Source organism: Solidesulfovibrio carbinolicus (assembly GCF_004135975.1).
In the GTDB taxonomy this organism is placed as follows: Bacteria; Desulfobacterota; Desulfovibrionia; order Desulfovibrionales; family Desulfovibrionaceae; genus Solidesulfovibrio; species Solidesulfovibrio carbinolicus.
In genome coordinates, this window is record NZ_CP026538.1 from 1,194,524 (window position 1) to 1,217,554 (window position 23,031).

The window sequence follows — 23,031 nt, forward strand, 5'->3', positions numbered from 1 at the left end:
GCGCGCCAGACCGTCTGCCGGCCTGCCCCGGATGCGGCCTTTGCCCGGCGCGCCGCGCCAAAGGATCACGACGTGGATAAGGAAACGCATTTCAAATACGAATCCACCCAGGACGCCGACACCCTGCGGCGCTATCTCGAAGCCATCACCGCCGGATTCGCCGCCGGCGAACTGCGCCTGGGCAGCCGCGAAGGCGAGGTGGTGCTGCATCCCTCGGGCATGCTCGGCTTTCTGGTCGAGGCCAAGTCCACGGGCGGGCGCATGAAGCTGCACCTCAAGTTTTCCTGGCGCGAAACCTCGGCCGAGGACGCCGAGGACGACGCCCTGACCATCGCCCCGGGCGGTCAGTCCTGACGCGGCGTTGACTGCGTAGCGTCAGGCGTCGTGAAAAGATCTATCCGTATGCTCTGTTTCAGGCCGGTTTCGAGAACACTCGGGACGCGGACCTTGGAACAATCCCCTGGGAGCGGTCATGCGCATTCTGGAAGGCATTGAAGAGAATTTTCGCTTCATGGTCCTGGAGGTCTCCAAACAGGTGGCCAGCACGCTCAATGTGGTGGAGCGGCCGGACCAGGAGTGCATCAAGCGTATCGAAAGTCGTGACGACTATATCGACAATCTCAAGAGCGTCATCGAGAACGCCTGCTGGGGTCGCATCCACGGTTCCACCGACCGCAACAAGCGCACGCTCGATCTCGTTCGCGCCGCCAACATCATCAACATCAATCTGGAGCGCATCGCGGACTACGCCGTCAACATCGTCTCGCAGATGCAGTATTTGACCGAACCAGCGTTTATCAAACGCTACGACTACCGCGCCCCCTTCGTGGACGTGGACAAGGCCCTGGGGCTGGTCTTTCAGGCGCTCACCCGCCAGGACGTGAAGCTGGCCCTGCGCATCTGCCGGGCTGAGTTCGCCCTGGATGACCATTTCAAGAAAGCCTTCGACGCCATTTTGGGGGATCTGCGCCAGGGCGAGTCCCCGGAAAACGCCATCTCTTGCTTCAATATTTTCCGCTATCTCGAACGCATGGGCGACGCCCTGCTCAACATCGGCGAGGCCGTCATTTTCGCGGCCCTGGGCGAGAAACTCAAGATCCACCAGTACCAGGCCCTGCAGGATACCCTGGAGCTGGGCGAGGAAACGCCGATCACCCCAGGGGATTTCCATTCCATCTGGGGCACCCGGTCAGGCTGCCGCATCGGCCGGGTCCAGGAGGGCCACGGGGCGCGTTCCAAGGGCGTGCTTTTTAAGGAAGGCAATGCCGACAAGCTGGCCAAGGAAAAAGAGAACATCGAGCGCTGGCAGCGCCTGTCGCCTGGTCTTGCCCCGAGCATCCAGGCATTTCAGACCGACGGCGATTCGGCCTCCATGCTCCTGGAGTACCTGGGCGGCTGCAACGTCCAGGAAGTGGTGCTGACAGCCGACCGGGAGATCGTGGAAAACGCCTGCTTCCTGGTCACCCAGACGGTGGGGGGACTGTGGGAGCAAACCCTTGTCCGCCGGCCCGTCGCGGCCGACGCCATGGCCCAGTTGCGCGCCCGCCTGGACGACGTGTTCGGGCTGCACCCCCACCTCGCCTTCGGCCCCATGGACATCGGCGGTCAGGCCGTCGCCGGCCTGGACGCCCTGCTCGGGGCGGCCCAGGCGGCCGAGAAGACCCTGGCCGCGCCGTTTGCCGTGCTGCTCCACGGCGATTTCAACCTCAACAACATCGTCTACGACCACACCGCCCAGCGCATCCACTATATTGATCTGCACCGCTCCCGTGAGGGCGACTACGCCCAGGACACGGCGGTGTTTCTGGCCTCCAATTTCCGGCTGCCCTTTTTCGACCGCAAATCGCGCGGCCAGTTGGAGCTGGCCATGCGGCGTTTCCTGGAATTCGCCCGGGGATTTGCCGCCGAGCAGGGGGACGAGACCTTCGAGGCCCGCCTGACCTTTGCCGTGGCCCGGGCCCTGGCCACCTCGGCCCGGTTCGAGATGAAGGCGTCCTTTGCCCGGGAGCTGTTCCAGCGCGGCGTCTATCTTCTGGAGCGCGCGGCCGGCCATGCCGGCCGTCCCTGGGAGGCGCTCGCCTTCCCGGACGCGGTGCTGACCTACTGACGCCGGGCTGCTGTTTTGTCGCGGCTTCCCGGCACAGGTGGCCCGGGCAAGCCGACAATCCGCCTTCAGACCTCAAAAAACGCAGGCCCCTCTTCCGGCGGGAAGAGGGGCCTCAAGCGAAAAAGCGTATTGGCGTCGGGCCGTCGTTGCCCCAGGCGCGCCGGGGCCGTCGGTCACAAAGCGTCTCGAGTGGGAAATCGTCCCTATTTGCCGCCGGCCAGGAAGGCGATGAGCCGTTTGACCACGTCGGCCGGATAGCGCTTGGCGTCTTCGTACAGCTTTTTGGCGGCGGCCAGCTGCTCCATGGCCGGGGCGTAGGGCCGCTTGACGATCATGGCGCAAAACGAATCCACCACCCCGGTCAACAGCCCCAGTTCCGAAATTGTTCCCACCCCGATCTTTTGCGGGTAGCCCGAGCAGTCCAGCCGCTCGTGGTGTTCCGACACGCACCGCTCCATTTCCGGAAACTTGATGTCGATGCGGGTAAGCATCTCGTAGCCGGCCATGGTGTGGCCTTTAATTTTTTGCATCTCGTCAGGCAAAAGCGGCTTGGTCTTGTCCCGGATCATGGCCGGCACCCGGGTCATGCCCAGGTCGTGGAGAAAGATGCCGAGCAGGGAGCGGTCAAGGATGTGGCGGGCGTTTTTCTGGTCCCGAAAGCCGTCCGACTGGCCGGCCAGGAAGAGATGCAGGCCCAGCAGCCCGCAGTTGACGGCGTGGTTGGCCAGGCAGTGGGTCGTGTGCAGCCGCTTGGCCAGGGCGCGGGTGCGGTGGAAATCCTCCCAGACGTACTCGGTGAGCACCAGCACGTCCTCGCGCACCTTGTCGTAGACCAGCCGCACCGGCTGGTCGAAAAAGGCTTCCATGCGCCGGGTCAGGGCGATCTGGAAGATGTCGGCGATCTCCGATTCGGTGAGATGCTTATCCAGCAGCACCAGATCGAGCTGGTAGCTGATGTGCTTGACGTAGACCGCGTGGTCGGCCCGGGACACGAAGATGACGCCTTCGGCCACCAGATCGGCCAACTCTTGGGCCTGTTCCTTGGAAAGACGGTCGCCGACCTTGTAATAGGGCGTAATGCGGGACACGTTTTCCAGGAAACGGTAAATGTTCAGCGGCGGCCGCAGCTTGTTGAAGCTTTGCAGGATATCGGGATTGATTTGATAATACTCTTCCTCAAGCCCCGCCGGAATTTCCAAGGTCGCCCTGTCGCGCATGATGCCCTTCCATGGGTCAAAATCCGTCGCTGATGCCCCCGATGCGGCAAGGGGGAAGAATATGCCGTGACTTGCGACCCTTAACGGGTTCCGCTGCGTTCTGGCAAGGCTTGCTTCGCAATACGGCATGACGTCCTGCGGCGCCGTCTCCCGCCCGAGGATCGGTGTTTGCCGAAAAATCCATATATCCCACATCGTTTTCGCAATCTGGCCGATATCACAAAACATTTCCCACCAAAGGCCGAAAAATGGCCTGGCGTCCGGGCTTGTGTCCGTCAAAGGGTGGTTTGTCCTTGACACTGGGGGGTGATTGGTGGATGGAATGTGGGAAATGGTGGTAAGAAGTGGTGAGCCACCCCAGTGAGGGGCCGTGTTCCGGGGACATTCCAATCGCAGCCTCGACCCCAAGGGTCGCCTGATGCTCCCGCCCGAATTTCGGGAGGAGATTTTTCGTCTTGTCCCCGATGGCCGCGTGATGCTCACCAACAACTTCGACGGGGCCATCTCCGGCTACCCCATGCCCGAGTGGGAGGCCGTGGAAGCGAGCTTTCGGGCTGGCAACACGCTGATGCCCGGCTTTCGGGACATCGAACGGTTTTTCATCGCCGGGGCCACGGAAGTGACCGTGGACAAGCAGGGGCGCATCCTCATCCCGCCCTACCTGCGGACTTACGCGGGGCTGGACAAGGAAATGGTGCTGGCCGGGGTGGGAACGAAGTTCGAAATCTGGGACCAGGGCCGCTTCGAGGAGCGCTTGCGCCAGACCGCCGCCAACTTCAACGCGCATATGGAAGCCATGGCCGCTTCCGGCGTTTCGTTGCGGTTCTAGGAGGCGGCGATGGAAGGGCAGCCGATTCACAAACCGGTCCTTTTACGGGAAGTCATCGAACTCCTCGGCATTCGGCCGGGGATGAAAATTCTGGACGCCACGGTCGGGCTAGGTGGGCATTCTAGGGGGATGCTCGAAGCCGCCGGGGGAGAGGGGCAGGTGCTTGGCCTCGACAGGGACAGGGAGGCCCTGTCGGAAGCCGGGCGACGGCTTGCCCCCTACGGCGACCGGGTGCGCCTTGTGCGCACCCGGTCCAGCCGGTTCCCGGCCGTCCTGGCCGAGGCGGGGTGGGAGAAGGTCGACGCTGCGCTGCTGGACGCGGGGATGTCCTCGTTGCAGCTCGACGACCCGGAGCGCGGCTTCGGGTTTTTGCACGACGGCCCCCTGGATATGCGTATGGGGGTCGAGGACGGCGGCGAGACCGCCGAAGGGCTGGTCAATCTGGCCTCGTACGCCCGGCTTTGCGAGATCATCCGCGAATACGGCGAGGATCCGCAGGCCGGGCGTATAGCCCGAGCCATCGTCAGCGCCCGGGAAAAGGATGCCATCACCACCACGGCCCGTCTGGCCGAGGTGGTCTGGCAGGCCTATCCGGCCAAATGGCGGGCCACGGCCCGCCAGCACCCGGCCACGCGGACCTTTCAGGCCCTGCGCATGGCCGTCAACGAGGAATTGGCGGAACTGGAGGCTTTTCTCAAAGCCATTCCGGACCACCTGGCCCCTGGGGGCCGGGTGGCCGTCATTTCGTTCCATTCCCTGGAGGACCGGCTGGTCAAGCGCGCCTTTCGCGCCGAGGCCACGGACTGCATTTGTCCCAGGGAGCAGGTGGTGTGCGTGTGCGGGCACCGGGCCAGGTTGCGCATCCTGACCAAAAAGCCCGTCATGGCCGGGGAAGAGGAAGTGCGGGACAACTCCAGGGCGCGCAGCGCCAAACTGCGGGTTGCCGAGCGGCTGCCGAATGCAGGAGCGGACGTCGCCGGGTAAAGGAGAGGGGGGCTTTCATGGGTACGCTTTCCAAGGAATGGGCCATTTCCATGGCCTTCAGCCTCGCCTTGCTGCTGGCCTTTGGCCTGGGGCTGGTGTGGGTCAACATTGAGCGCGTGGACCTGGCTTACGAGCTCAACAAGATCCAGCGCCAGATCGACGAGATGGAGACCCTCTCGGCCAAGCTCGAAGTGGAGCGCAACACCCTGGTTACCCCGGCCCGGCTGCGTGAGCTGGCCAAGGAGCACGGCCTCGGGCCGGCTCGTCCCGGCCAGATCCGTCGCGTGGCCGTAAACGGCGAAATCGAGGCCTCGCCCCTGGTCGCCACGGCCGTGGAGCCGGCCAAGGCCCAGGCCAAGCCTGTTGCCGTGGACGCCGCCAAGGCCGCCAAACCCGCCGCTGTTGACGCCGCCAAGCCGTCGCCCAAGCCCGTAGCCGCCGAGGCCGCAAGCGCCGCGCCCAAGCCCAAACCCTTCAAGCCCGCCCCGGCGGGAGAACAGTAGCCGGCCCGGGCCGGGCTACCCAAGGGCAGGGCCGCGTCATGCGCAGGACTCCCAAAGATCAACGCCAGCACGCCACCGTGCGCGACTGGAGCCGGGTCAAGCTCACCTGCGTGGGCGTCTTTTTCGCGTTGGCCTGGCTGGCCCTGTGGAGCCGGGCCGGCTATCTGCAGATCGTGGCCGGGCCGGAGCTGGCCCAGCAGGCCGTGCGCCAGCATGTCGCCTCGGAAGTGGACAAGGGCGCGCGCGGCGAGATCTACGACCGCACCGGCCGGCTACTGGCTAAAAGCGTGGAGATCGAGGCGCTTTTCGTGCGGCCCAAGGAGATCGTCGACGTCGATAAGACGGCGGCCTTCCTGGCCAAGGTGCTCCACATGAAGGAGCAGCGGGTCAAGAAAAAGCTCCAAAGCCCGTCCAGCATGGCCTACCTGTCCTGGCGCGTGGGCGACCGCACCGCCGCCAAGATCCGCGAGGCCAATCTCCCGGGCGTTTATTTCAACAAGGAGTTCGGCCGGTTTTATCCCAACGGCCATCTCGCCAGCCAGGTCATGGGCTTCGTCGGCGTCGGCGACGTGGGCCTGGAAGGCATGGAGAAATCCTTCGATGCCCGCCTGACCGGCCGCCAGGCCAAATACGTGGTCCAGCGCGACGCCGCTGGCCGACGTTTTTTCTTCGATTCCCAAGGTCGGGAACTGGCCGACATCAACGGCCATGACGTGCGGCTCACCATCGATTCCCAGATCCAGTTTTTCGCCGAGGAAGAGCTGGAAAAGGCCGTGGTCAACAACAACGCCAAGTCCGGCACCTGCCTGGTGGTCCATGTGCCCACAGGCGACATCCTGGCCATGGCCAACTATCCGTTTTTCAATCCCAACGTCGGGCGCGGCATAAGCCCCCGGGTGGCCCGCAACCACGCCGCCCTGGACGTCTGGGAGCCCGGCTCCACCATGAAGCCTTTGCTGGTGGCCGCTGCCCTCCAGGAACGCACGGTTAAGCCGACCTCGACGTTTAACTGCGAGAACGGCAAGTTCGGCCTGGCCGGCAAGGTCATCAAGGACACCCATTCCTACGGTGTGCTGCCCGTCAACATGATCCTGCGGGTGTCGAGCAACATCGGCGCGGCCAAGATCGGCTTGCAGCTGGGATCTCCTCGGCTGCACGCCTATTTCGAGAAGCTCGGCTTCGGCCGGCCCACGGGCCTGCCCATTTCCGGCGAGGGCAAGGGGCTTTTGCGGCCGCTCAAGAACTGGTCGGTTCTTGATCTGGCCACCTGCTCTTTCGGCCAGGGCGTGGCCGTCACCCCGGTCCAGATGGCCCAGGCCTTCCTGATCCTGGCCAACGACGGCGTGTACAAGCCCCTGCGTCTGGTGGCCGATCCCGACGAGGCCAATCCCCAGCGCCAGCCCTACCGCGTCTTCGACGCCGACGTGGCCCGCGCCGTCCAGCGGATGATGCGCGAGGTCGTCCACGAGGAACACGGCACGGGGCGCAACGCGCTGATCCCGGGCCTGGAGATCGGCGGCAAGACCGGCACCGCCCAGAAAGCCGCCGCCCACGGCGGCTACGGCAACAAGTATCTGGGTTCGTTTGTTTCCTTTGTTCCGGCTGTGGGTCCGGAATATATCGTCATGGTGCTGGTTGACGAACCCGAGCCAAGCCACTACGGCGGCGTGGTCGCCGCGCCCGCCGTCAAGGACGTGACCCTGCGGATGCTGTCCTACCTCGGCCGGATGCCCGAAACCGTGCAGCTGGCCAAGGCTCCGGCCGCGTCCGCCGCCGGGATGCCGGCCGCGACGCCGGCCGCCCAGACCGGGCCGTCCAGGGCGGACCAGGAGATCCTGGCCATCGCCCAGTCCAAGCCGGCTACGGCCAAGGCCGTGGAAGTCCATGCCGTGCCGGATTTTTCGGGAATGCCGCTGCGGCGCGTGGTCGAAATCCTGGCCCAAAAGGGCATTGTGCCCAAGCTTGAAGGCCAGGGACTGGTGGTCAACAAGCAAAGTCCGGCTCCGGGGGCGCCCTGGCCCGGGGATAAACCGTCGGAATTCGTGCTCTGGCTGTCCAGGCCGTCGTGACGGGGAACGTATGATGATGACGTTGCACGACAATGCTGCATTCCAGGGCCTCCTTGACGCTGTGCGCCAGGGAGGCGTCGACGTTGCCGCCGACTCCCGCAAGGCGACCCCTGGCGGGGTCTTCGTGGCCATGGCCGGCTCCAAGGATGACGGTGCGCGCTACGTGGTCGATGCTCTGGAAAAAGGCGTCGCCTTCGTCGTGGCCGCACCGGGCCAGGATCTGCCGGCCGGGGCCACGGCCCGACTCGTGGCCGTGGACGATCCCCAGGCCGCCCTGGGCGCCTTGGCTGCCGCCCGCTTCGGCACGGAAACCATGGCCATGCCCGTGGTCGCCGTCACCGGCACCAACGGCAAGACCACCGTGAGCTATCTGATCGAGCGTCTGGCCCAGGCCGCCGGACATACGGTCGGGGTCCTGGGCACCGTGGCCTACCGCTGGCCCGGCGTGGTCCACGACGCCACGCTCACCACCCCGGACTGCCTGGCCATCCACGAAAATCTCGCCGCCATGGCCCGCTCCGGCTGCACCCTGGCCGTCATGGAGGCTTCCTCCCACGCCCTGGACCAGGACCGGCTGGCCGGCCTGTCCTTTGCCGCCGCCGCCTTCACCAATCTTACCCAGGACCATCTGGACTACCACAAGGACATGGCCGTCTATTTCGAGGCCAAGGCCAAGCTCTTCCGTCGCTATCTGGCCCGGCCCGAGACGGCGGTCCTCAATTTTGACGACGCCTGGGGCCTGAAACTCCTGCGCGAGTTCCCCCAGGCCATCGGCTACGGCCTCACCGTGCCGCCCACGGGCTTTGCCCGGCTGCTCTCCGGCCACATCCAGCACCACGGCCGGGAGGGCCAGGAGCTGGTGGCCGCTTATGGCGACGACAGCTACGCCGTGGCCACGCCCTTGCCCGGCCGCCACAACGCCCAAAACGTCCTGGCCGCCTGCGGCCTGGCCCTGGCCCTGGGCTGGCCGGTGGAGACCTTCGCCGCCCTGGCCGACTGCCACGGCGCGCCGGGCCGGCTGGAGCGCATCTCCAATCCTTCCGGCCGCGCGGTTTTCGTGGACTACGCCCACACCCCCGACGCCCTGGAAAACGTGCTGTCCGCCGCCCGGGAGTTCACCGCCGGCCGGCTGTTCGTGGTCTTTGGCTGCGGCGGCAACCGCGACCGGGCCAAGCGTCCGCTCATGGGCGCGGCCGTGGCCCGGCTGGCCGACGTGGCTGTGCTCACCTCCGACAATCCGCGCCACGAAGATCCCCTGGCCATCATTGAGGACGTCAAGCCGGGCCTCAAAAAAGCTCGTCGGGCCATCCTCGAACCCGACCGTCGTCGGGCCATCGAGCTGGCCCTTTCGGAAATGCGGCCCGAGGACGTGCTGGTCGTTGCCGGCAAGGGACACGAAACCTATCAGCAGATCGGCGACGTCAAACATCCGTTTTCCGATGCCGTCGTCGTGAGGGAGCTGACCGGATGCGCCTGACCCTCTCCGAAATCCTGGCCGCTACCGGGGCCGTGGGCGACGTGGGCGAGCGGGGCAACCCCGACATCGAGGCCGTGCGCATCGACAGCCGGGCCGTTTCCCCGGGGAGCCTTTTCGTGTGCATCCCGGGCGAACGCCTGGACGGCCACAATTTCGCCGTCGAGGCCGTGTCCAAGGGCGCGGCCGCCGTGCTGGCCGACCGGCCCCTGGCCGGGCTGCCCGAAGGCACGCCGGTGCTGCTCGTGCGCGACACCGTGGCCGCCCTGGGCAAGCTGGCCAAGGCCTGGCGCGAGCGCGCCCAGGCCAGACTCGTGGCCGTGTCCGGCTCGGCCGGCAAGACCACGGTCAAGGAACTGACCGCCGCCATCCTGGCCAAGGTCGGGCCGACGGCAAAAAACTACAAGAATTTCAACAATAAGATCGGCCTGCCCCTGTCCATGTTGGAAGCCGGCGAAACCGACCGGCTGTGGGTCATGGAGCTTGGCATCTCGGCCCCGGGCGAGATGGCCCCCCTGGCCGCCATTGCCGAGCCCGACGTGGCCGTGATCCACAACGTCGGCCCGGCCCATCTGGAAGCGCTTATCGACGTGGCCGGCGTGGCCGCCGAGAAGTCGCGGCTTTTCGCCGCCCTGCGTCCGGGCGGCACGGCCCTGGCCTCCATGGACTATCCCGAGCTGTGGGCGGCGGCCAAGGCCGTGCGCCCCGACGTGCGCGGCATGTCGGTCAAGGGCGGATCGGCCCCGTACCGGGCCAAGTACCAGGGCGCGCTGTCCGAGGGCCGGGGCCGGTTTTTCCTGCGCCTGGACGGCCTGGAACTCGAAGTCGTCACCCCGCTGACCGGCGGGCACTTCGCCGAGAACATCCTGGCCGCCGCCGCCTCGGCCCGCCTGCTCGGCGCTACCGAAGAGCAGATCGCCACGGGCCTGGAATCCGCCGTCATGCCCGAACAACGCTTTTTTTGCCGCCGCCACGGCTGCTACACGCTCATTGACGACACCTACAACGCCAATCCGCTGTCCATGCGCCGGGCCATCGCCGCCGCCGCCGAGGCCGCCCAGGGCAAGCCCCTGGTGCTCGTTCTTGGTGAAATGCGCGAGATGGGCGTCCAGGCCGAGGACGAGCACCGCAAGCTTGGCGAAGAAGCTGCCGCCAGCGGGGCCAAGGCCGTGTTTTATCATGGCGGCCATGCCCAGGCCGTGGGCGAGGGACTGGCCCGCAAAGGCTACGCCGGCCTGTTCGCCGTGGTCGATACCCCGGGAATGTTCACCCAAACCGTCGCCTCGGCTGGACTGAGAGGCGGCGTCTACCTCTTTAAAGGCTCCCGCTCCATGCGTATGGAAGAGTATCTGGCGGCCTTGACCCACAGCATCCAAAAGGACGCCACGGCATGATCTATTATTTGCTGGTGCCGCTTGTGGCGCATTTCAGCGCCTTAAACGTCTTCCGCTACATCACCTTCCGGTCGATCGCGGCACTGCTGACGGCGCTTGTTCTGTCCATTGTCTTTGGCCCAAAGTTCATCGATTGGCTGCGCCGGCTGAAGTTTGGCCAGTACATCCACGAGGACGTGGCCGCCCACAAGCAAAAGGCCGGCACCCCTACCATGGGCGGCCTGCTCATCGCCTTTTGCATCGTGGTCAGCGTGCTGCTCTGGGGCGATCTGGCCAACGAATACGTCTGGATGACCCTGTTCGTCTTCCTGGGATTCGGGGCGCTGGGCTATGTGGACGACCACGCCAAGGTAGTGCGCAAGCAAAATAAAGGCCTGACGCCCAAGCAAAAGCTCCTGGGCCAGGTCGTCGTCTCGGGCGTGGCCGCCGCGCTGCTGGTTCTGGACCCGGAGTATTCCACCCGGCTGGCCGTGCCGTTTTTCAAGCACTTAACGCCCGATCTTGGTCTGTGGTACCTGCCCTTTGCCATGCTGGTCATGATCGGCGCGTCCAACGCCGTCAACCTCACCGACGGCCTGGACGGCCTGGCCATCGGCCCCATGATCGTCAACGCCGCCATGTTCGGGCTTTTCATCTACGTGGCCGGCCATGCCCAGATGGCCCGCTATCTCCAGGTCATGCCGGTGTCCGGCGTGGGCGAGGTGACGGTTTTCTGCGGCGCGCTGGTGGGCGCGGGCCTGGGATTTTTGTGGTTCAACGCCTACCCGGCCCAGATTTTCATGGGCGACGTGGGCTCGCTGTCCCTGGGCGGAGCCTTGGGCTTCCTGGCCGTATTGTGCAAGCAGGAGCTGCTGCTCGTGGTGGTCGGCGGGCTTTACGTGGCCGAGACCGTTTCGGTCATCCTGCAGGTCGGCTACTTCAAGATGACCGGCGGCAAGCGGATCTTCCGCATGGCTCCGCTGCACCACCATTTCGAACTCATGGGCGTGCCGGAATCCAAAATCATTATCCGGTTCTGGATTCTCTCCATCCTTTTGGCCCTGGTGGGACTGTCCACCCTCAAACTGCGGTAGGCCGGCCATGCGTGAAATGCTCCATACCGATCAACTGCGCGGCCATCAGGCCGTTGTGGCCGGGGCTGGCGCGTCGGGCCGCTCGGCGGCCCGGCTGTTGTCGCGCCTGGGCGCGTCCGTGCGCTTTCTGGAGAAAAACCCGGCCGCCGTTTCCGACGAATTGCGCGCCGAGGCCGTATCGCTCGGCTACGATCTGCGCACCGGCGAACATGGACCGGCCGATTTCGCCGGGGCCGATCTGGTCGTGCTCTCGCCCGGCATCCGGGCCGCCAACCTGGCCCCGGCCCTGGCTGCCTGCCCGGGCGCCCAGGTCGTCTCCGAACTCGAACTGGCCAGCTGGTTCACCCCGGAACCCATCGTGGCCGTCACCGGCTCCAACGGCAAGACCACCACGGTCATGCTCATAAGCGCGCTGCTCGAAGCCGCCGGCCGCCGGGTGTTCACCGGCGGCAACATCGGCACGCCGCTGTCCGACCATGTGCTCTCCGAGGAGCCGGCCGACGTGGTGGTGCTCGAAGTGTCGAGCTTCCAGCTGCAGCTCACCAAGACGTTTCGGCCCAAGGTGGCGGTTCTGCTCAATTTCGCCGCCAACCACCTGGACTGGCACGCCGACCTGGACGAATACCTCGACGCCAAGCTCAAGATTTTCGCGGCCCAGCGTCCCGGTGACGACGCCATCGTGGCCGAGGAGCTGCGCCCGCTGCTGTCCGGCCGGCCCTTCACCCGGGCCGGAGTCACCTGGTACGCCGCCGCCTCGGGCTTTTTGTGCCCGCGTCTGGCCGGCGTCCACAACCAGGCCAACATGGAGGCCGCCTACCTGGCCTGCCGCGCCTTTGGCGTGGATATCGAGCTGGCCCGGCAGGTGTTCGCCGATTTCGTGCCCGCGCCCCATCGCATCCAGATCATCGGCGAGAAGGGCGGGGTGCTTTTCGTCGATGACTCCAAGGCCACCACCGTCACGGCCATGGAAGCGGCCATTCGCAGCTTCGACCGGCCGGTGCGGCTGTTGTGCGGCGGCGTCTGGAAGGGCGGCGACCTGGAAGCCCTGCTGCCGCTGCTCAAAGAGAACGTCGTGGCCGTGGGCCTTTTCGGCGGCAGCCGGGAGGTCTTCGAGACGGCTTTTGCCGGGGTGGTTCCCGTCCATTACGACCCGACCCTGGCCGAGGCCGTGGCCCGTATCTACGCCGACGCCGCGCCGGGCGACGCGGTGCTGCTTTCCCCCGGCACGTCGAGCTTTGACCAGTATCCCAACTACAAGGCCCGGGGACGCGATTTCCAGCAGGCGTTCGCGGCGTTGCCGGCCCAACCGGCCGGCGGGGCAGGGCAGGGCGCATGAGCAGGATCACCGTGCAGTCGGCCGAGGCCAAGGCCAACGGCTCCATCGACTACTGGCTCCTGGGCGCGGCTCTGGTGCTGGCCGGCCTGGGACTCGTCATGGTCTTTTCCTCCAGCGGCGTCATGGCTGAGCGGTTTAACGGCAACCGTTATTTCTTCATCCAGCGGCAAGGGCTTTTCGCCATGATAAGCCTTGTGCTGATGACCATCTGCGCCTGGATGCCCCGAAAGATCCTGCACGGTCCGGTCTATCTGTGGCTGTTTCTCATCATTGGCCTTTTGGTGCTCACCCTTGTGCCGCCGTTTTCCGTCAAGGCCGGCGGAGCGCGGCGCTGGATGCGCCTGGGTTTTATGTCCTTGCAGCCCATGGAGCTGGCCAAGGTGGTGCTGGTCATGTATCTGGCCTATTTTTTCAGCCAGAAGCAGCAACTCGTGCGCTCCTTCTCGGTGGGCTTTATCCCGCCGGTCGTGGTCACCGGGTTTTTGGGACTGATTTTGTTGCTTCAGCCGGATTTTGGCGGCGCGGTGTTTCTGGGAATGCTCTTTTTCCTCATGAGCCTGGTCGGCGGCACCCGGCTGACCTATCTTGCCGTGTCCATGTTCTTCGGCATCGGGGCCATGGGACTGCTCATCGCCTCCTCGCCCTACCGATTCAAACGCTGGTTTGCCTTTCTCGATCCCTTCAAGGACCCGCAAAATGTCGGCTACCAGCTCGTGCAGTCGTTTTACGCCTTCGGGTCCGGCGGCGTGGCCGGGGCCGGGTTCGGCGCGGGCAAGCAAAAGCTCTTCTACCTGCCCGAAGCCCACAATGACTTCATCATGGCCGTTGTCGGCGAGGAACTGGGCTTTATCGGCGTGTCCATCGTCTTTGTCTGCATCGGCATCCTGCTCTACCGCGCTTTCAAGGTCGCTCTGGCCCAGGACGATCTGCGCGACCGCTTCACGGCCTACGGCATGGGGCTGGTGCTGGGACTGGGGTTTCTCCTCAACCTGGCCGTTGTCCTTGGCTGCGTGCCGCCCAAGGGCGTGGCCATGCCGTTTTTAAGCTATGGCGGTTCCAATCTGCTGGCCTGCTTCCTGTGCGTCGGCATCCTGCTCAATCTTTCCAGGAGCGCCAGGACATGACCCGGCTCATCGTCACCACCGGCGGCACGGGAGGCCACATCTTCCCGGCCCTGGCCGTGGCCGAGGCGGCCATGCGCCTTGCGCCGGGCCTCGATGTCCTTTTCATCGGCGGCGCCGGCCCGGAAGGGGAGCTGGCGGCCAAGGCCGGGCTGCCCTTTGTGGCCCTGCCGGCCAAGGGCGTTTTCGGACGGGGCATAAAAGCCCTGGCCGCGCCGTTTTGGATGTTGCGGGCCTTTGGTCTGGCCGGGGCGCGCATCCGCGAATTCTCCCCGGACGTGGTCTGCGGCTTTGGCGGCTACGCCGGGTTCATTCCCGTGGCCGCCGCCCGGCTCATGGGCGTGCCCACGGCCATCCACGAGCAAAACAGCGTCCCCGGCGTCACCAACAAGGTGCTCGGCCGGTTCGTGGACCGCGTCTTTACGACCTATCCCGACGAGGCCGGCGTCTTCCCGGCCGGGCGGACAACGCGCCTGGGCAACCCCATCCGGGCCGACATTGCCCGCGCGGCCACGGCCGCGCCCCATCCCGGAACCAAGCGGCTTCTCGTCCTTGGCGGCAGCCAGGGGGCCAAGGCCATCAATGACGCGGTCATGGCCATCCTGCCGACCTTACTCGACGCCGGGGTCAAGGTGCGTCTGCAAGCCGGCCGGGCCGATTTCGAGCGCGTCACCACCCAGGCCCATGCCGTGCTGGCCGGCCGCGAGGCCAAAGGCGACGAGCCTGAGGTGGTCATCGAGAATTTCATCGACGACATGGCCGCGGCCTATGCCTGGGCCGATCTGGTCCTGGCCCGGGCCGGAGCCACCACCCTGGCCGAGGTCACGGCCGCCGGCAAACCGTCGCTGCTCATTCCGTTTCCGTTCGCCACCCACGACCACCAGACCGTCAACGCCGCCTTTCTGGCCAAGGCCGGCGCGGCGCAGAGCGTGGCCCAAAACCAACTGCCCGGCATCGATCTGGCCGGGACCGTCATCGGGCTTCTGGGCGATCCGGCGCGCCTTGAGGCCATGAGCCGGGCCGCCCTGGGCCAGGCCCTGCCCCACGCCGCCGACGACATTGCCCGGGCCCTGCTGGCCATGGCCGCGCACAAGGGAGAACGCTAGATGACGGCTCAGAAAAATCACGGCGCGCCCTCGGGGATGCGCAACAAGGTTCGCAAGATCCACATGATCGGCATTGGCGGCTCGGGCATGAGCGGCATCGCCGAAGTGCTTTTAAACCTCGGCTACGAGGTCTCCGGCTCGGACCTGTCCATGAGCCAGACCGTGCGTCGCCTGGGCAGCCTTGGCGCGTCCATCGCCATCGGCCATGGCCGGGAAAATCTCGGCGACGCCGACGTGGTGGTCAAATCCACGGCCGTGACCAGCGACAACCCGGAAGTGGTGGTGGCCCGGGAGCGCGGCATCCCGGTCATCCCCCGGGCCGAGATGCTGGCCGAGCTCATGCGCTTGCGCACCGGCATCGCCGTGGCCGGCACCCACGGCAAGACCACCACCACCTCGCTTCTGGCCACCATCTTCACCGAGGCCGGCTACGACCCCACCGTCATCATCGGCGGGCGGTTGAATGCCTACGGGGCCGGGGCGCGCCTGGGCCAGGGCGAATACCTTATAGCCGAGGCCGACGAATCCGACGGCTCGTTTCTGTGTCTGTCGCCCATCGCCTCGGTGGTCACCAACGTGGACGCCGACCATCTCGATCACTACGACGGCATTGAGGCCATCGACGACGCCTTCGTGAATTTTTTGAACAACATCCCCTTTTACGGGGTCAGCGTGGTCTGTCTGGACGATCCCGGCGTGGCCCGCATCCTGCCCCGCGTCAACCGGCCCATCCTGACCTACGGCTTTTCCGACAAGGCCCGTCTTCGCGGCCGCGTCATCGACTCCGGGGCCATGAGCTGCTTCGAGGTCTCCCTCGACGGCAAGCGCCTGGGCGAGATGCGCCTCAATCACCCCGGCCGCCACAATGTCTTAAACGCCCTGGGGGCCATCGGCGTTTCCCTGGAGGTCGGCATTCCCCTGGGAACCATTGCCGAGGCCTTGGCCAAGTTCGCTGGCGTGGGCCGGCGCTTCGAGCGCAAGGGCGAGAAGGACGGCGTGGTCGTCATCGACGACTACGGCCACCATCCAGCCGAAATCAAGGCCACCCTGGCCACGGCCCGGGCCGTGTATCCCGAACGCCGGCTGGTGGTGGCTTTCCAGCCCCACCGGTTCTCCCGCACCAAGGCCCTTTTTGGCGATTTCTGCACCTGTTTCGAAGCCGCCGACGAGTTGCTCTTGACCGAAATCTATCCGGCCTCGGAAGCGCCCATTCCCGGCGTGAGCGGCGAAAGCCTGGGCCAAGGCATCCGCCAGGTGACCAAGACGAAAGTCGCCTACTACCCGGATTTCGCCGCCATGGAAGCGGCCCTGCCGGGCATCCTGCGGCCGGGGGACCTGTTCGTGACCCTTGGGGCCGGCAGCATCTGGCAGGTGGGCGCGCATTATCTGGAGTCGGAGCGTGGCGCTTAAGGTCGAAGCCGGGCCGCTGTTGTCGGCCCGCACCACGCTACAGCTCGGCGGTCGCGCCCTGGCCGAGGTGGTCTTTGATCAGGCTGACGACGCCCTGGGCCTTGGCGAAACCCTGGAGCGGCTTGGCGGCGCGCCCCTGGCCCTGGGCGGCGGGAGCAATCTCCTGGCCCGAGACGGCGAACTGCCGTTGGTGCTGGTGCGGCCCAGGCTGCGCGATGAACCTCGCGTGTTGCCGGACCGCCCCGAGGGAAAAGTCCGGGTACGCTGCGGGGCCGGGGTCAAGCTCCAGCGATTGGTGGCCTGGCTGGCCACCCAGGGGTTGTCCGGGCTTGGGGGGCTCATTGGCGTGCCGGGCAGCGTGGGCGGGGCCGTGGCCGGCAATGCCGGCTCCTATGGCGACGAGGTGGGCGCGATTTTGGCCCGGGTCCAGCTGTGGACGCCCGAGCGGGGACTTTTTTGGGCTGGTCGGGAGAAACTCGACATCGGTTACCGCCGTTTCGTCGTGCCGGGCCTGACCGGGTTTTTTCTGGTCCTGGAAGCGGAATTCGACTGCGAGGTGCGCGAACCCATCGAGATTCGCCAGGAGATGATCGCCAACCTCAAGAAAAAGCGGGCCAGCCAGCCGATCACGGCGGCCACGGCCGGCTGCGTGTTTAAAAATCCGCCCGGGGAAGCGGCCTGGCGGCTGCTGGCGGAATCGGGATTCGCCGGAAGGGCGGTTGGAAAGATGGCGTTTTCTTCGTTGCACGCCAATTTTCTGGTTAACCTGGGCGGCGGGACGAGCGGGGAGGCGCTTGAGCTTCTGGCTTTGGCGCGGGAGGCGGTGCGGGAGCGATTCGGTCGCCAACTCGAACTGGAAGTGAGGGTGGTTCCATGAACGTCAGGGCGGGAACATTGTCGGGATTCGGGGGAATCTCGGCCAAAAAAAAGCGCAACGGGTACAGCGGGCCGCGCATCACGGTCAAAAGCCGCACCGTTTCGTCGCGGGGCAACAAGAACCGCAATGCCCGCTCCGGCGGCGGCTCTGGCGGCGTCAAGCTGCCGTCGGTGAGCTTCGGCGGCCTTGGCAAGGTGTTCACCCGGGCCGTGTCCATGGCTTTCATGGGGGCCATCGTGTTGGCCGTCAGCGTGGCCCTGTTGGCCGGCTACCGCTGGCTGACCACGGTCAACTACTTTGCCCTGCAGCAGGCCGAAGTCAGCGGTTTTTCGCGCCTTTCCGAAGAGCATATCCGCCAGGTGGCCGGCCTGACCCCCGGGGTCAACGTGCTGTCGTTGTCCATGGACCGGATGCGGGCCGAGCTTTCCCGGGAGCCGTGGGTCGATTCGGTGTCGGTCAAACGGGTGCTGCCCGGGACAATTCAGATCGAAGTGCGGGAAAAGGCCCCTTCCTATCTTGTGCAGTATCAGGGAACCCTCTATTACGCCGACGAGGTCGGGCGCATCATCGACAAGGTCGAGCCCGGGCAGTTCGTGTCCCTGCCCCAGATCGAGGTCGAGGCCGGGATGGAAAAGCATCTGCCCATTCTGGCCGATCTGCGCCGGGCCGTGGCCGAACATCAGGTTCCCTTCGATTTCGGACAGATCGCCTGGCTGCGCCTGAGTTGGGGCCGTGGGCTGGAAATCCGGCTCATGGAACCGGGCATCGTCTTGTGCCTGGGGTCCCAGAACTGGCGGCGCAACCTGTCGCGGATGAACATGGTCTGGATGGACTTGCGCCGGCGCGGCGAGCTTGACAAAGTGGGGCTCATCACCGCCGAGGGCGACAAGGTTTGGGTCGAGAAGCGGGGCGCGGGGGACGCGCCGCAAAGCTCATAGATGGGTTATATTTAACAAGGAATCAAAGGGGTTGACGCCCTTTGCAGGAAAATGGGAAGCGCCGGGCCGCGCCGCGTGCTTTCGGGGTTGGCGAAGCGCCTGTGGGAGGCGTGACAAAAAACCCGGGACGCGCCATTTTACCAATGAAATTCGCGCGGGTTTGACGTACAACCCGCCTGTGGGCGCGGCCAACCCCACGACGCCGAAACGTTCAGGGAGCGGATTCGTATGGCCAGGTCGGAACTTATCGTCGGTCTCGATATCGGCACCACCAAGATTTGCGTGGTCGTCGGCGAACTTTCGCCCGAGGGCGTGGACGTGGTGGGCATTGGCACCAGCCCCTCCACGGGCCTGCGCAAGGGCGTGGTCGTCAATATCGAACAGACCGTGCAATCGATCAAAAAAGCGCTGGAAGAAGCCGAACTCATGGCCGGGTGCGAAATCCGCTCGGTCTACGCCGGCATTGCCGGCAGCCACATCAAGGGCTTCAACAGCCACGGGGTCATCGCCGTCAAGGGCGGCGAGGTCGGCCCCCGGGACATTGAGCGGGTCATTGACGCGGCCAAGGCCGTGGCCATTCCGCTGGACCGGGAGGTTATCCACATCCTGCCCCAGGAATTTATCGTCGATGACCAGCGCGGCATCGCCGACCCCCTCGGCATGGCCGGGGTGCGTCTGGAAGTGCGCGTGCACATCGTCACCGGAGCCGTCACCAGCGCCCAGAACATCATCCGCTCCTGTCACCGGGCCGGGCTCGACGTTTCCGACATTGTTCTGGAATCCTTGGCTTCGTCCAAGGCCGTGCTGACCGGGGAAGAACGCGAAATCGGCGTGGCCCTGGTGGACCTCGGGGGAGGGACCACCGACCTTGCCATCTTCGCCAACGACTCCATCAAGCACACCGCCGTGCTCGCCCTTGGCGGCACCAACCTCACCAACGACATCGCCTTCGGGTTGCGCACCCCCATGGCCTCGGCCGAAAAGATCAAGGTCAAGTACGGCTGCGCCCTGGCGGAAATGGTCCCGAAGGACGAAGTCATCGAGGTGATGAGCGTGGGCGGGCGCGAGCCGCGCCGCCTGTCGCGCCAGGTGCTGGCCGAGATCTGCGAGCCGCGCGTGGAGGAAATGCTGGCCCTGGTGGATCAGGAACTCATCCGCTCCGGCATGAAAAACCAGATCGGGGCGGGCGTGGTGCTCACCGGCGGCACCGCGCTGATCGAGGGCATCCAGGAACTGGGCGAGCAGATTTTCAACCTGCCCACGCGCATCGGCTATCCCGACAAAGTCGGGGGCTTAAAAGACGTGGTCAACAGCCCCATGTACGCCACCGCCGTGGGGCTTCTCATGTACGGCGCGGAAAAAGAAGGCGTGGAACAGCGCTTCCGCATCCGGGATGAGAACGTGTTCAACCGCATTCTGGGGAGGATGCGGAAATGGTTCGTGGACGTGAAATAGCGTCCGCGTAAGTTGTCGTTTGTTGGGGGAAAACAGGGAGTTCGCTAGGGGGAACAGATGGAATACTTGGAACTCGATCAAGGCTCGAACGCCCGCATCAAAGTGGTCGGATGCGGCGGCGGCGGCGGCAACGCCGTGGAAAATATGATCACCTCATCCATGTCCGGGGTGACCTTTATCACCGCCAACACCGATATTCAGGCCTTGCAGCGCTCCCAGGCCGAATACCGCATCCAGCTTGGCGACAAGCTCACCAAGGGCCTCGGGGCCGGGGCCAATCCCGACGTCGGCCGTGACGCCGCCCTGGAGAGCATCGACGCCATCCGCGCCGCCATCGGCGACTGCGACATGGTCTTCGTCACCGCCGGCATGGGCGGCGGCACCGGCACCGGAGCCGCTCCCGTGGTCGCCCAGGTGGCCAAGGAAGCCGGCGCGCTCACCGTGGCCGTGGTCACCAAGCCGTTTTATTTCGAAGGCAAAAAACGCCTGCTCTCGGCCGAGAAGGGCGTCCAGGCCCTGCGGGACGTGGTGGACTCCATCATCACCATCCCCAACGACCGCCTGCTGTCCCTGGCCTCCAAAAAGGCCACCTTCATCGAGATGCTCAAAAAGGCCGACGAGGTCCTGTATTATGCCGTCAAGGGCATTTCCGACCTCATCATGGTGCCGGGCCTGATCAACCTCGACTTTGCCGACGTCAAGGCCGTCATGAGCGAGATGGGACTGGCCATGATGGGCTTTGGCACCGCCCGCGGCGAATCCCGCGCCCGCGAGGCGGCGCTTAAGGCCATCACCAGCCCGCTTTTGGAAGACGTCACCATTGACGGCGCCAAGGGCGTGCTCATGAACATCACCTGTGGCCCGGACCTCACCATCGAGGAAGTGGACGAAGCCGCCTCCACCATCACCGAGGCCGTCCACGAAGACGCCAAGGTGTTCTTCGGCACGGTCTTCGACCCCGACGCCACCGACGAGATGCGCATCACCGTCATCGCCACCGGCATCGAGTCCGCCTCCCAGCGCGGCATGCCCGTGCAGCAAAAGGCCGTGGTCGAGCAAAAGCCCATGGAGGTCATCACCTCCCTGGCCCGCCAGAAAGCCATGGCCCCGGCCGCCGCGCCGGCCGCCGCCCATCACCACCACGGCGGCTCCTCCGGCGGCGTGCAAAGCCCGCGCAGCATGCGGGTGCTCAACAGCCAGGGCAACGACTACAACATCCCCGCCTACCTGCGCAAAGGCACCAAGAAAGGCGGCCCCGAAGCGGCCCTGTCCCAGCCGCCGATCAAGACCCAGCCCGTGGGCGAGGAAGAATTCATCTTCGACGAGGAGGAGTTCGAAATCCCCTCCTTCATCCGGATGCAGGCGGACTAGCCTCCCCGCTTCTCCCCCGATCTCCCTGCCGGGGGGAGTCTTCGCTCCCCCCGGCCCCCTCTAAAGGAGGCCGGGACACATCTTGAACGATTCCACCAAGGTCTATTTCGGCCTGGACAGGCCTGCCGCGCCCGAATGGGGCGGACGGCTGCCCGTGGCCCTGGCCGTGCCCGGCGACGCCGCCATGGCCCTGTCGGCCCTGGGCTGGCAGGCCGCCTGGCGGCTTTTGGCCGATGCTCCCACCCTGGCCGTGGAGCGCGTCTTCACCCGCGCCGCAACCCCGCCCCAGGCCGAGGATTCCGGCCGCGCCCTGGCCGATTTTCCGGTCATCGCCTTTTCCCTGTGCTACGAAGAGGAATACCTGGACGCGGCCAAGGCCCTGGTGGCCGCGGATATTCCCCTGCGCCGCGAAGAGCGCCCCGATTTTCCCATCGTCATGGCCGGCGGCCCGTTGGCCTTTCTCAATCCCGCGCCATTTCTGCCGGCTCTTGATCTTCTGTTCGTTGGGGAGGCCGAGGCCGGGCTGGCCGAGGTCTGCGCCGCCCTGGCCCGCGTGGCCCTTTCCGGCGGCGACAAGGCCGCCTGTTTGGACGCCGTGGCGCATCTCCCAGGCGTCTATCTGCCCGGCCGCACCACCGGCCCCGTCACCCGGGCCACGGCCCTGGCCGGCGGCGCGCCAACGCTCCTTGCCGTTCCGGCCCATTCCTGCTTCGTGTCGGGCCATGCCGAATTCCGCGACATGTTTCTGGTCGAGATCAATCGCGGCTGTCCCTACGGCTGCCGCTTCTGCGCCGCCGGCTATGTCTACCGCCCGCCGCGCCAGTCGCGCCTGGCCGACCTCCAGTCGCTCATCGAGACCGTGTCGCCGCGAAAGATCGGCCTGGTCGGCACGGCGCTCACCGACTGGCCCGAACTCATCCCGTTTCTGACCTGGCTTCGGGAGCGCGGCACGAAGTTCTCCCTGTCCTCGGTGCGGGCCGATGGCTTGACCCCCGAGCTGCTCACCATCCTGCGCGCCGCCGGGCTGCGCACCTTGACGCTGGCCCTGGAAGCCCCAAGCCCGCGCCTTCGCGCCGCCGCCAACAAGCAGCTCTCCGAGGAAGCGCTGCTTAATGCTGTCGCCCTGGCCGGCAAGCACGGCGTCAACCACCTCAAATTCTATTGCATCATTGGCTGGCCCGGCGAGACCGAGGCCGACTACGACGCTTTGCGCCCGCTGCTCGACAAGGTGGCCGCCGCCGCCTCCATTGGCGTCGGCAAGCGCGGCGTGGCCCACGCCACGTTGTCGGTGAATCCGCTGGTGCCCAAGCCCTTCACCCCCATGCAGTGGGCCCCCATGGCTTCCGAGGCGGCCATCGAGGCCGGCTATGCCCGGGTGCGGGCCGCCGTCAAAGGGCTCAAGGGTTTTCGGGTGGAAACCGAAACCCCGTCCCAGGCCCGGCTCCAAGGGCTTTTGGCCCGGGGCGACCAGACGCTTTTTTCCCTCATCGTCGCCGCCGTCGAAGCCGGCAGCTTCCGCCGGGCGCTCAAGCGCTGGGACGGCGATCCGGCCGCCTTCCTCGACCGGGAGCGCCCCGAAGCCGAGGCCTTCCCCTGGGATTTCATCGACAACGGCGTTTCCCGCGACTTCCTCTGGCGCGAATGGCAGCGCTACCAGCAGGCCGCGCCCACGGCCAAATGCCCGCCGGCCGGCTGCGGCGGCTGCAAACGTTGCGGTGTTTACGACACCCTGGGAGAAGCGTAAAAAGGCGGCCAAAGGAGTCCTCC

General features: G+C 65.8%; 19 protein-coding genes. 18 read left to right on the plus strand and 1 reads right to left on the minus strand.

Annotated elements, in window-relative coordinates; translation table 11 throughout:
* Nucleotides 1–72 precede the first annotated feature (72 nt).
* On the plus strand, nt 73–354 hold the full coding sequence (locus C3Y92_RS05260; RefSeq protein ID WP_006921996.1) for an amphi-Trp domain-containing protein: 282 nt from the start codon (nt 73–75) through the stop codon (nt 352–354).
* A 118-nt stretch (nt 355–472) separates the two neighbouring features.
* Nucleotides 473–2,107, plus strand: a complete 1,635-nt coding sequence (locus tag C3Y92_RS05265; protein WP_129350239.1) for a PhoU domain-containing protein — start codon at nt 473–475, stop codon at nt 2,105–2,107.
* Nucleotides 2,108–2,310: 203 nt separating this feature from the next.
* Here the strand turns inward: C3Y92_RS05265 and C3Y92_RS05270 are convergent, their stop codons facing one another.
* On the minus strand, nt 2,311–3,324 hold the full coding sequence (locus C3Y92_RS05270) for an HD-GYP domain-containing protein (protein ID WP_129350242.1): 1,014 nt from the start codon (nt 3,322–3,324) through the stop codon (nt 2,311–2,313).
* Between the two features lie 370 nt (nt 3,325–3,694).
* On the opposite strand from C3Y92_RS05270, the gene mraZ reads away from it, so the two are divergent.
* From mraZ to C3Y92_RS05350, 16 genes are all read left to right on the plus strand, one after another.
* Nucleotides 3,695–4,153: a division/cell wall cluster transcriptional repressor MraZ gene (gene mraZ / locus C3Y92_RS05275; RefSeq protein ID WP_015861977.1), complete on the plus strand. Its 459-nt coding sequence runs from the start codon at nt 3,695–3,697 to the stop codon at nt 4,151–4,153.
* 9 nt (nt 4,154–4,162) lie between these two features.
* Nucleotides 4,163–5,137 (plus strand): 16S rRNA (cytosine(1402)-N(4))-methyltransferase RsmH, encoded by a 975-nt coding sequence (gene rsmH, locus C3Y92_RS05280; RefSeq protein WP_129350245.1) that lies wholly within the window; start codon nt 4,163–4,165, stop codon nt 5,135–5,137.
* Nucleotides 5,138–5,154: 17 nt separating this feature from the next.
* A complete protein-coding gene (locus tag C3Y92_RS05285; RefSeq protein ID WP_129350248.1) occupies nt 5,155–5,640 on the plus strand; it encodes an FtsB/FtsL family cell division protein in 486 nt (161 codons plus the stop codon).
* Nucleotides 5,641–5,678: 38 nt separating this feature from the next.
* Nucleotides 5,679–7,709 carry a penicillin-binding protein gene (locus tag C3Y92_RS05290; RefSeq protein WP_129350251.1) on the plus strand — a complete coding sequence of 677 codons (2,031 nt, stop codon included), beginning with the start codon at nt 5,679–5,681 and terminating at the stop codon, nt 7,707–7,709.
* 13 nt (nt 7,710–7,722) lie between these two features.
* On the plus strand, nt 7,723–9,186 hold the full coding sequence (locus tag C3Y92_RS05295; RefSeq protein WP_129355796.1) for a UDP-N-acetylmuramoyl-L-alanyl-D-glutamate--2,6-diaminopimelate ligase: 1,464 nt from the start codon (nt 7,723–7,725) through the stop codon (nt 9,184–9,186).
* Nucleotides 9,177–10,577, plus strand: a complete 1,401-nt coding sequence (locus tag C3Y92_RS05300; RefSeq protein WP_129350254.1) for a UDP-N-acetylmuramoyl-tripeptide--D-alanyl-D-alanine ligase — start codon at nt 9,177–9,179, stop codon at nt 10,575–10,577. The genes C3Y92_RS05295 and C3Y92_RS05300 overlap by 10 nt, the downstream gene beginning before the upstream one ends.
* Nucleotides 10,574–11,650 carry a phospho-N-acetylmuramoyl-pentapeptide-transferase gene (mraY, locus tag C3Y92_RS05305; RefSeq protein WP_129350257.1) on the plus strand — a complete coding sequence of 359 codons (1,077 nt, stop codon included), beginning with the start codon at nt 10,574–10,576 and terminating at the stop codon, nt 11,648–11,650. Before C3Y92_RS05300 ends, mraY begins: the two co-directional genes overlap by 4 nt.
* A gap of 7 nt (nt 11,651–11,657) precedes the next feature.
* On the plus strand, nt 11,658–12,986 hold the full coding sequence (gene murD, locus C3Y92_RS05310) for a UDP-N-acetylmuramoyl-L-alanine--D-glutamate ligase (RefSeq protein ID WP_129350260.1): 1,329 nt from the start codon (nt 11,658–11,660) through the stop codon (nt 12,984–12,986).
* The gene (ftsW, locus tag C3Y92_RS05315; RefSeq protein ID WP_129350263.1) at nt 12,983–14,110 is read left to right on the plus strand and encodes a putative lipid II flippase FtsW; all 1,128 of its coding nucleotides are present in this window, start codon (nt 12,983–12,985) and stop codon (nt 14,108–14,110) included. The genes murD and ftsW overlap by 4 nt, the downstream gene beginning before the upstream one ends.
* Nucleotides 14,107–15,213 carry an undecaprenyldiphospho-muramoylpentapeptide beta-N-acetylglucosaminyltransferase gene (gene murG / locus C3Y92_RS05320; protein ID WP_129350266.1) on the plus strand — a complete coding sequence of 369 codons (1,107 nt, stop codon included), beginning with the start codon at nt 14,107–14,109 and terminating at the stop codon, nt 15,211–15,213. The genes ftsW and murG overlap by 4 nt, the downstream gene beginning before the upstream one ends.
* Before the next feature lie 36 nt (nt 15,214–15,249).
* The gene (gene murC, locus C3Y92_RS05325; protein ID WP_129355798.1) at nt 15,250–16,623 is read left to right on the plus strand and encodes a UDP-N-acetylmuramate--L-alanine ligase; all 1,374 of its coding nucleotides are present in this window, start codon (nt 15,250–15,252) and stop codon (nt 16,621–16,623) included.
* Nucleotides 16,613–17,500, plus strand: a complete 888-nt coding sequence (locus C3Y92_RS05330) for a UDP-N-acetylmuramate dehydrogenase (protein WP_129350268.1) — start codon at nt 16,613–16,615, stop codon at nt 17,498–17,500. The genes murC and C3Y92_RS05330 overlap by 11 nt, the downstream gene beginning before the upstream one ends.
* Entirely contained in the window at nt 17,497–18,438 is a 942-nt protein-coding gene (locus tag C3Y92_RS05335; protein ID WP_129350270.1) for a cell division protein FtsQ/DivIB, read from the plus strand. Before C3Y92_RS05330 ends, C3Y92_RS05335 begins: the two co-directional genes overlap by 4 nt.
* A gap of 228 nt (nt 18,439–18,666) precedes the next feature.
* A complete protein-coding gene (gene ftsA, locus C3Y92_RS05340; protein WP_129350272.1) occupies nt 18,667–19,893 on the plus strand; it encodes a cell division protein FtsA in 1,227 nt (408 codons plus the stop codon).
* 57 nt (nt 19,894–19,950) lie between these two features.
* A complete protein-coding gene (gene ftsZ, locus C3Y92_RS05345; protein ID WP_129350274.1) occupies nt 19,951–21,264 on the plus strand; it encodes a cell division protein FtsZ in 1,314 nt (437 codons plus the stop codon).
* A gap of 82 nt (nt 21,265–21,346) precedes the next feature.
* Nucleotides 21,347–23,008 carry a radical SAM protein gene (locus C3Y92_RS05350; RefSeq protein ID WP_129350276.1) on the plus strand — a complete coding sequence of 554 codons (1,662 nt, stop codon included), beginning with the start codon at nt 21,347–21,349 and terminating at the stop codon, nt 23,006–23,008.
* Nucleotides 23,009–23,031: the final 23 nt, after the last annotated feature.

Bases quoted from the DNA above. Each gene is read 5' to 3' on its own strand.
- C3Y92_RS05265 (WP_129350239.1), top strand. From the start codon at position 473: ATGCGCATTCTGGAAGGCATTGAAGAGAATTTTCGCTTCATGGTCCTG.
- C3Y92_RS05270 (WP_129350242.1), bottom strand. From the start codon at position 3,324: ATGCGCGACAGGGCGACCTTGGAAATTCCGGCGGGGCTTGAGGAAGAG.
- rsmH (WP_129350245.1), top strand. From the start codon at position 4,163: ATGGAAGGGCAGCCGATTCACAAACCGGTCCTTTTACGGGAAGTCATC.
- C3Y92_RS05285 (WP_129350248.1), top strand. From the start codon at position 5,155: ATGGGTACGCTTTCCAAGGAATGGGCCATTTCCATGGCCTTCAGCCTC.
- C3Y92_RS05290 (WP_129350251.1), top strand. From the start codon at position 5,679: ATGCGCAGGACTCCCAAAGATCAACGCCAGCACGCCACCGTGCGCGAC.
- C3Y92_RS05295 (WP_129355796.1), top strand. From the start codon at position 7,723: ATGATGACGTTGCACGACAATGCTGCATTCCAGGGCCTCCTTGACGCT.
- C3Y92_RS05300 (WP_129350254.1), top strand. From the start codon at position 9,177: ATGCGCCTGACCCTCTCCGAAATCCTGGCCGCTACCGGGGCCGTGGGC.
- mraY (WP_129350257.1), top strand. From the start codon at position 10,574: ATGATCTATTATTTGCTGGTGCCGCTTGTGGCGCATTTCAGCGCCTTA.
- murD (WP_129350260.1), top strand. From the start codon at position 11,658: ATGCGTGAAATGCTCCATACCGATCAACTGCGCGGCCATCAGGCCGTT.
- ftsW (WP_129350263.1), top strand. From the start codon at position 12,983: ATGAGCAGGATCACCGTGCAGTCGGCCGAGGCCAAGGCCAACGGCTCC.
- murG (WP_129350266.1), top strand. From the start codon at position 14,107: ATGACCCGGCTCATCGTCACCACCGGCGGCACGGGAGGCCACATCTTC.
- murC (WP_129355798.1), top strand. From the start codon at position 15,250: ATGCGCAACAAGGTTCGCAAGATCCACATGATCGGCATTGGCGGCTCG.
- C3Y92_RS05335 (WP_129350270.1), top strand. From the start codon at position 17,497: ATGAACGTCAGGGCGGGAACATTGTCGGGATTCGGGGGAATCTCGGCC.
- ftsA (WP_129350272.1), top strand. From the start codon at position 18,667: ATGGCCAGGTCGGAACTTATCGTCGGTCTCGATATCGGCACCACCAAG.
- ftsZ (WP_129350274.1), top strand. From the start codon at position 19,951: ATGGAATACTTGGAACTCGATCAAGGCTCGAACGCCCGCATCAAAGTG.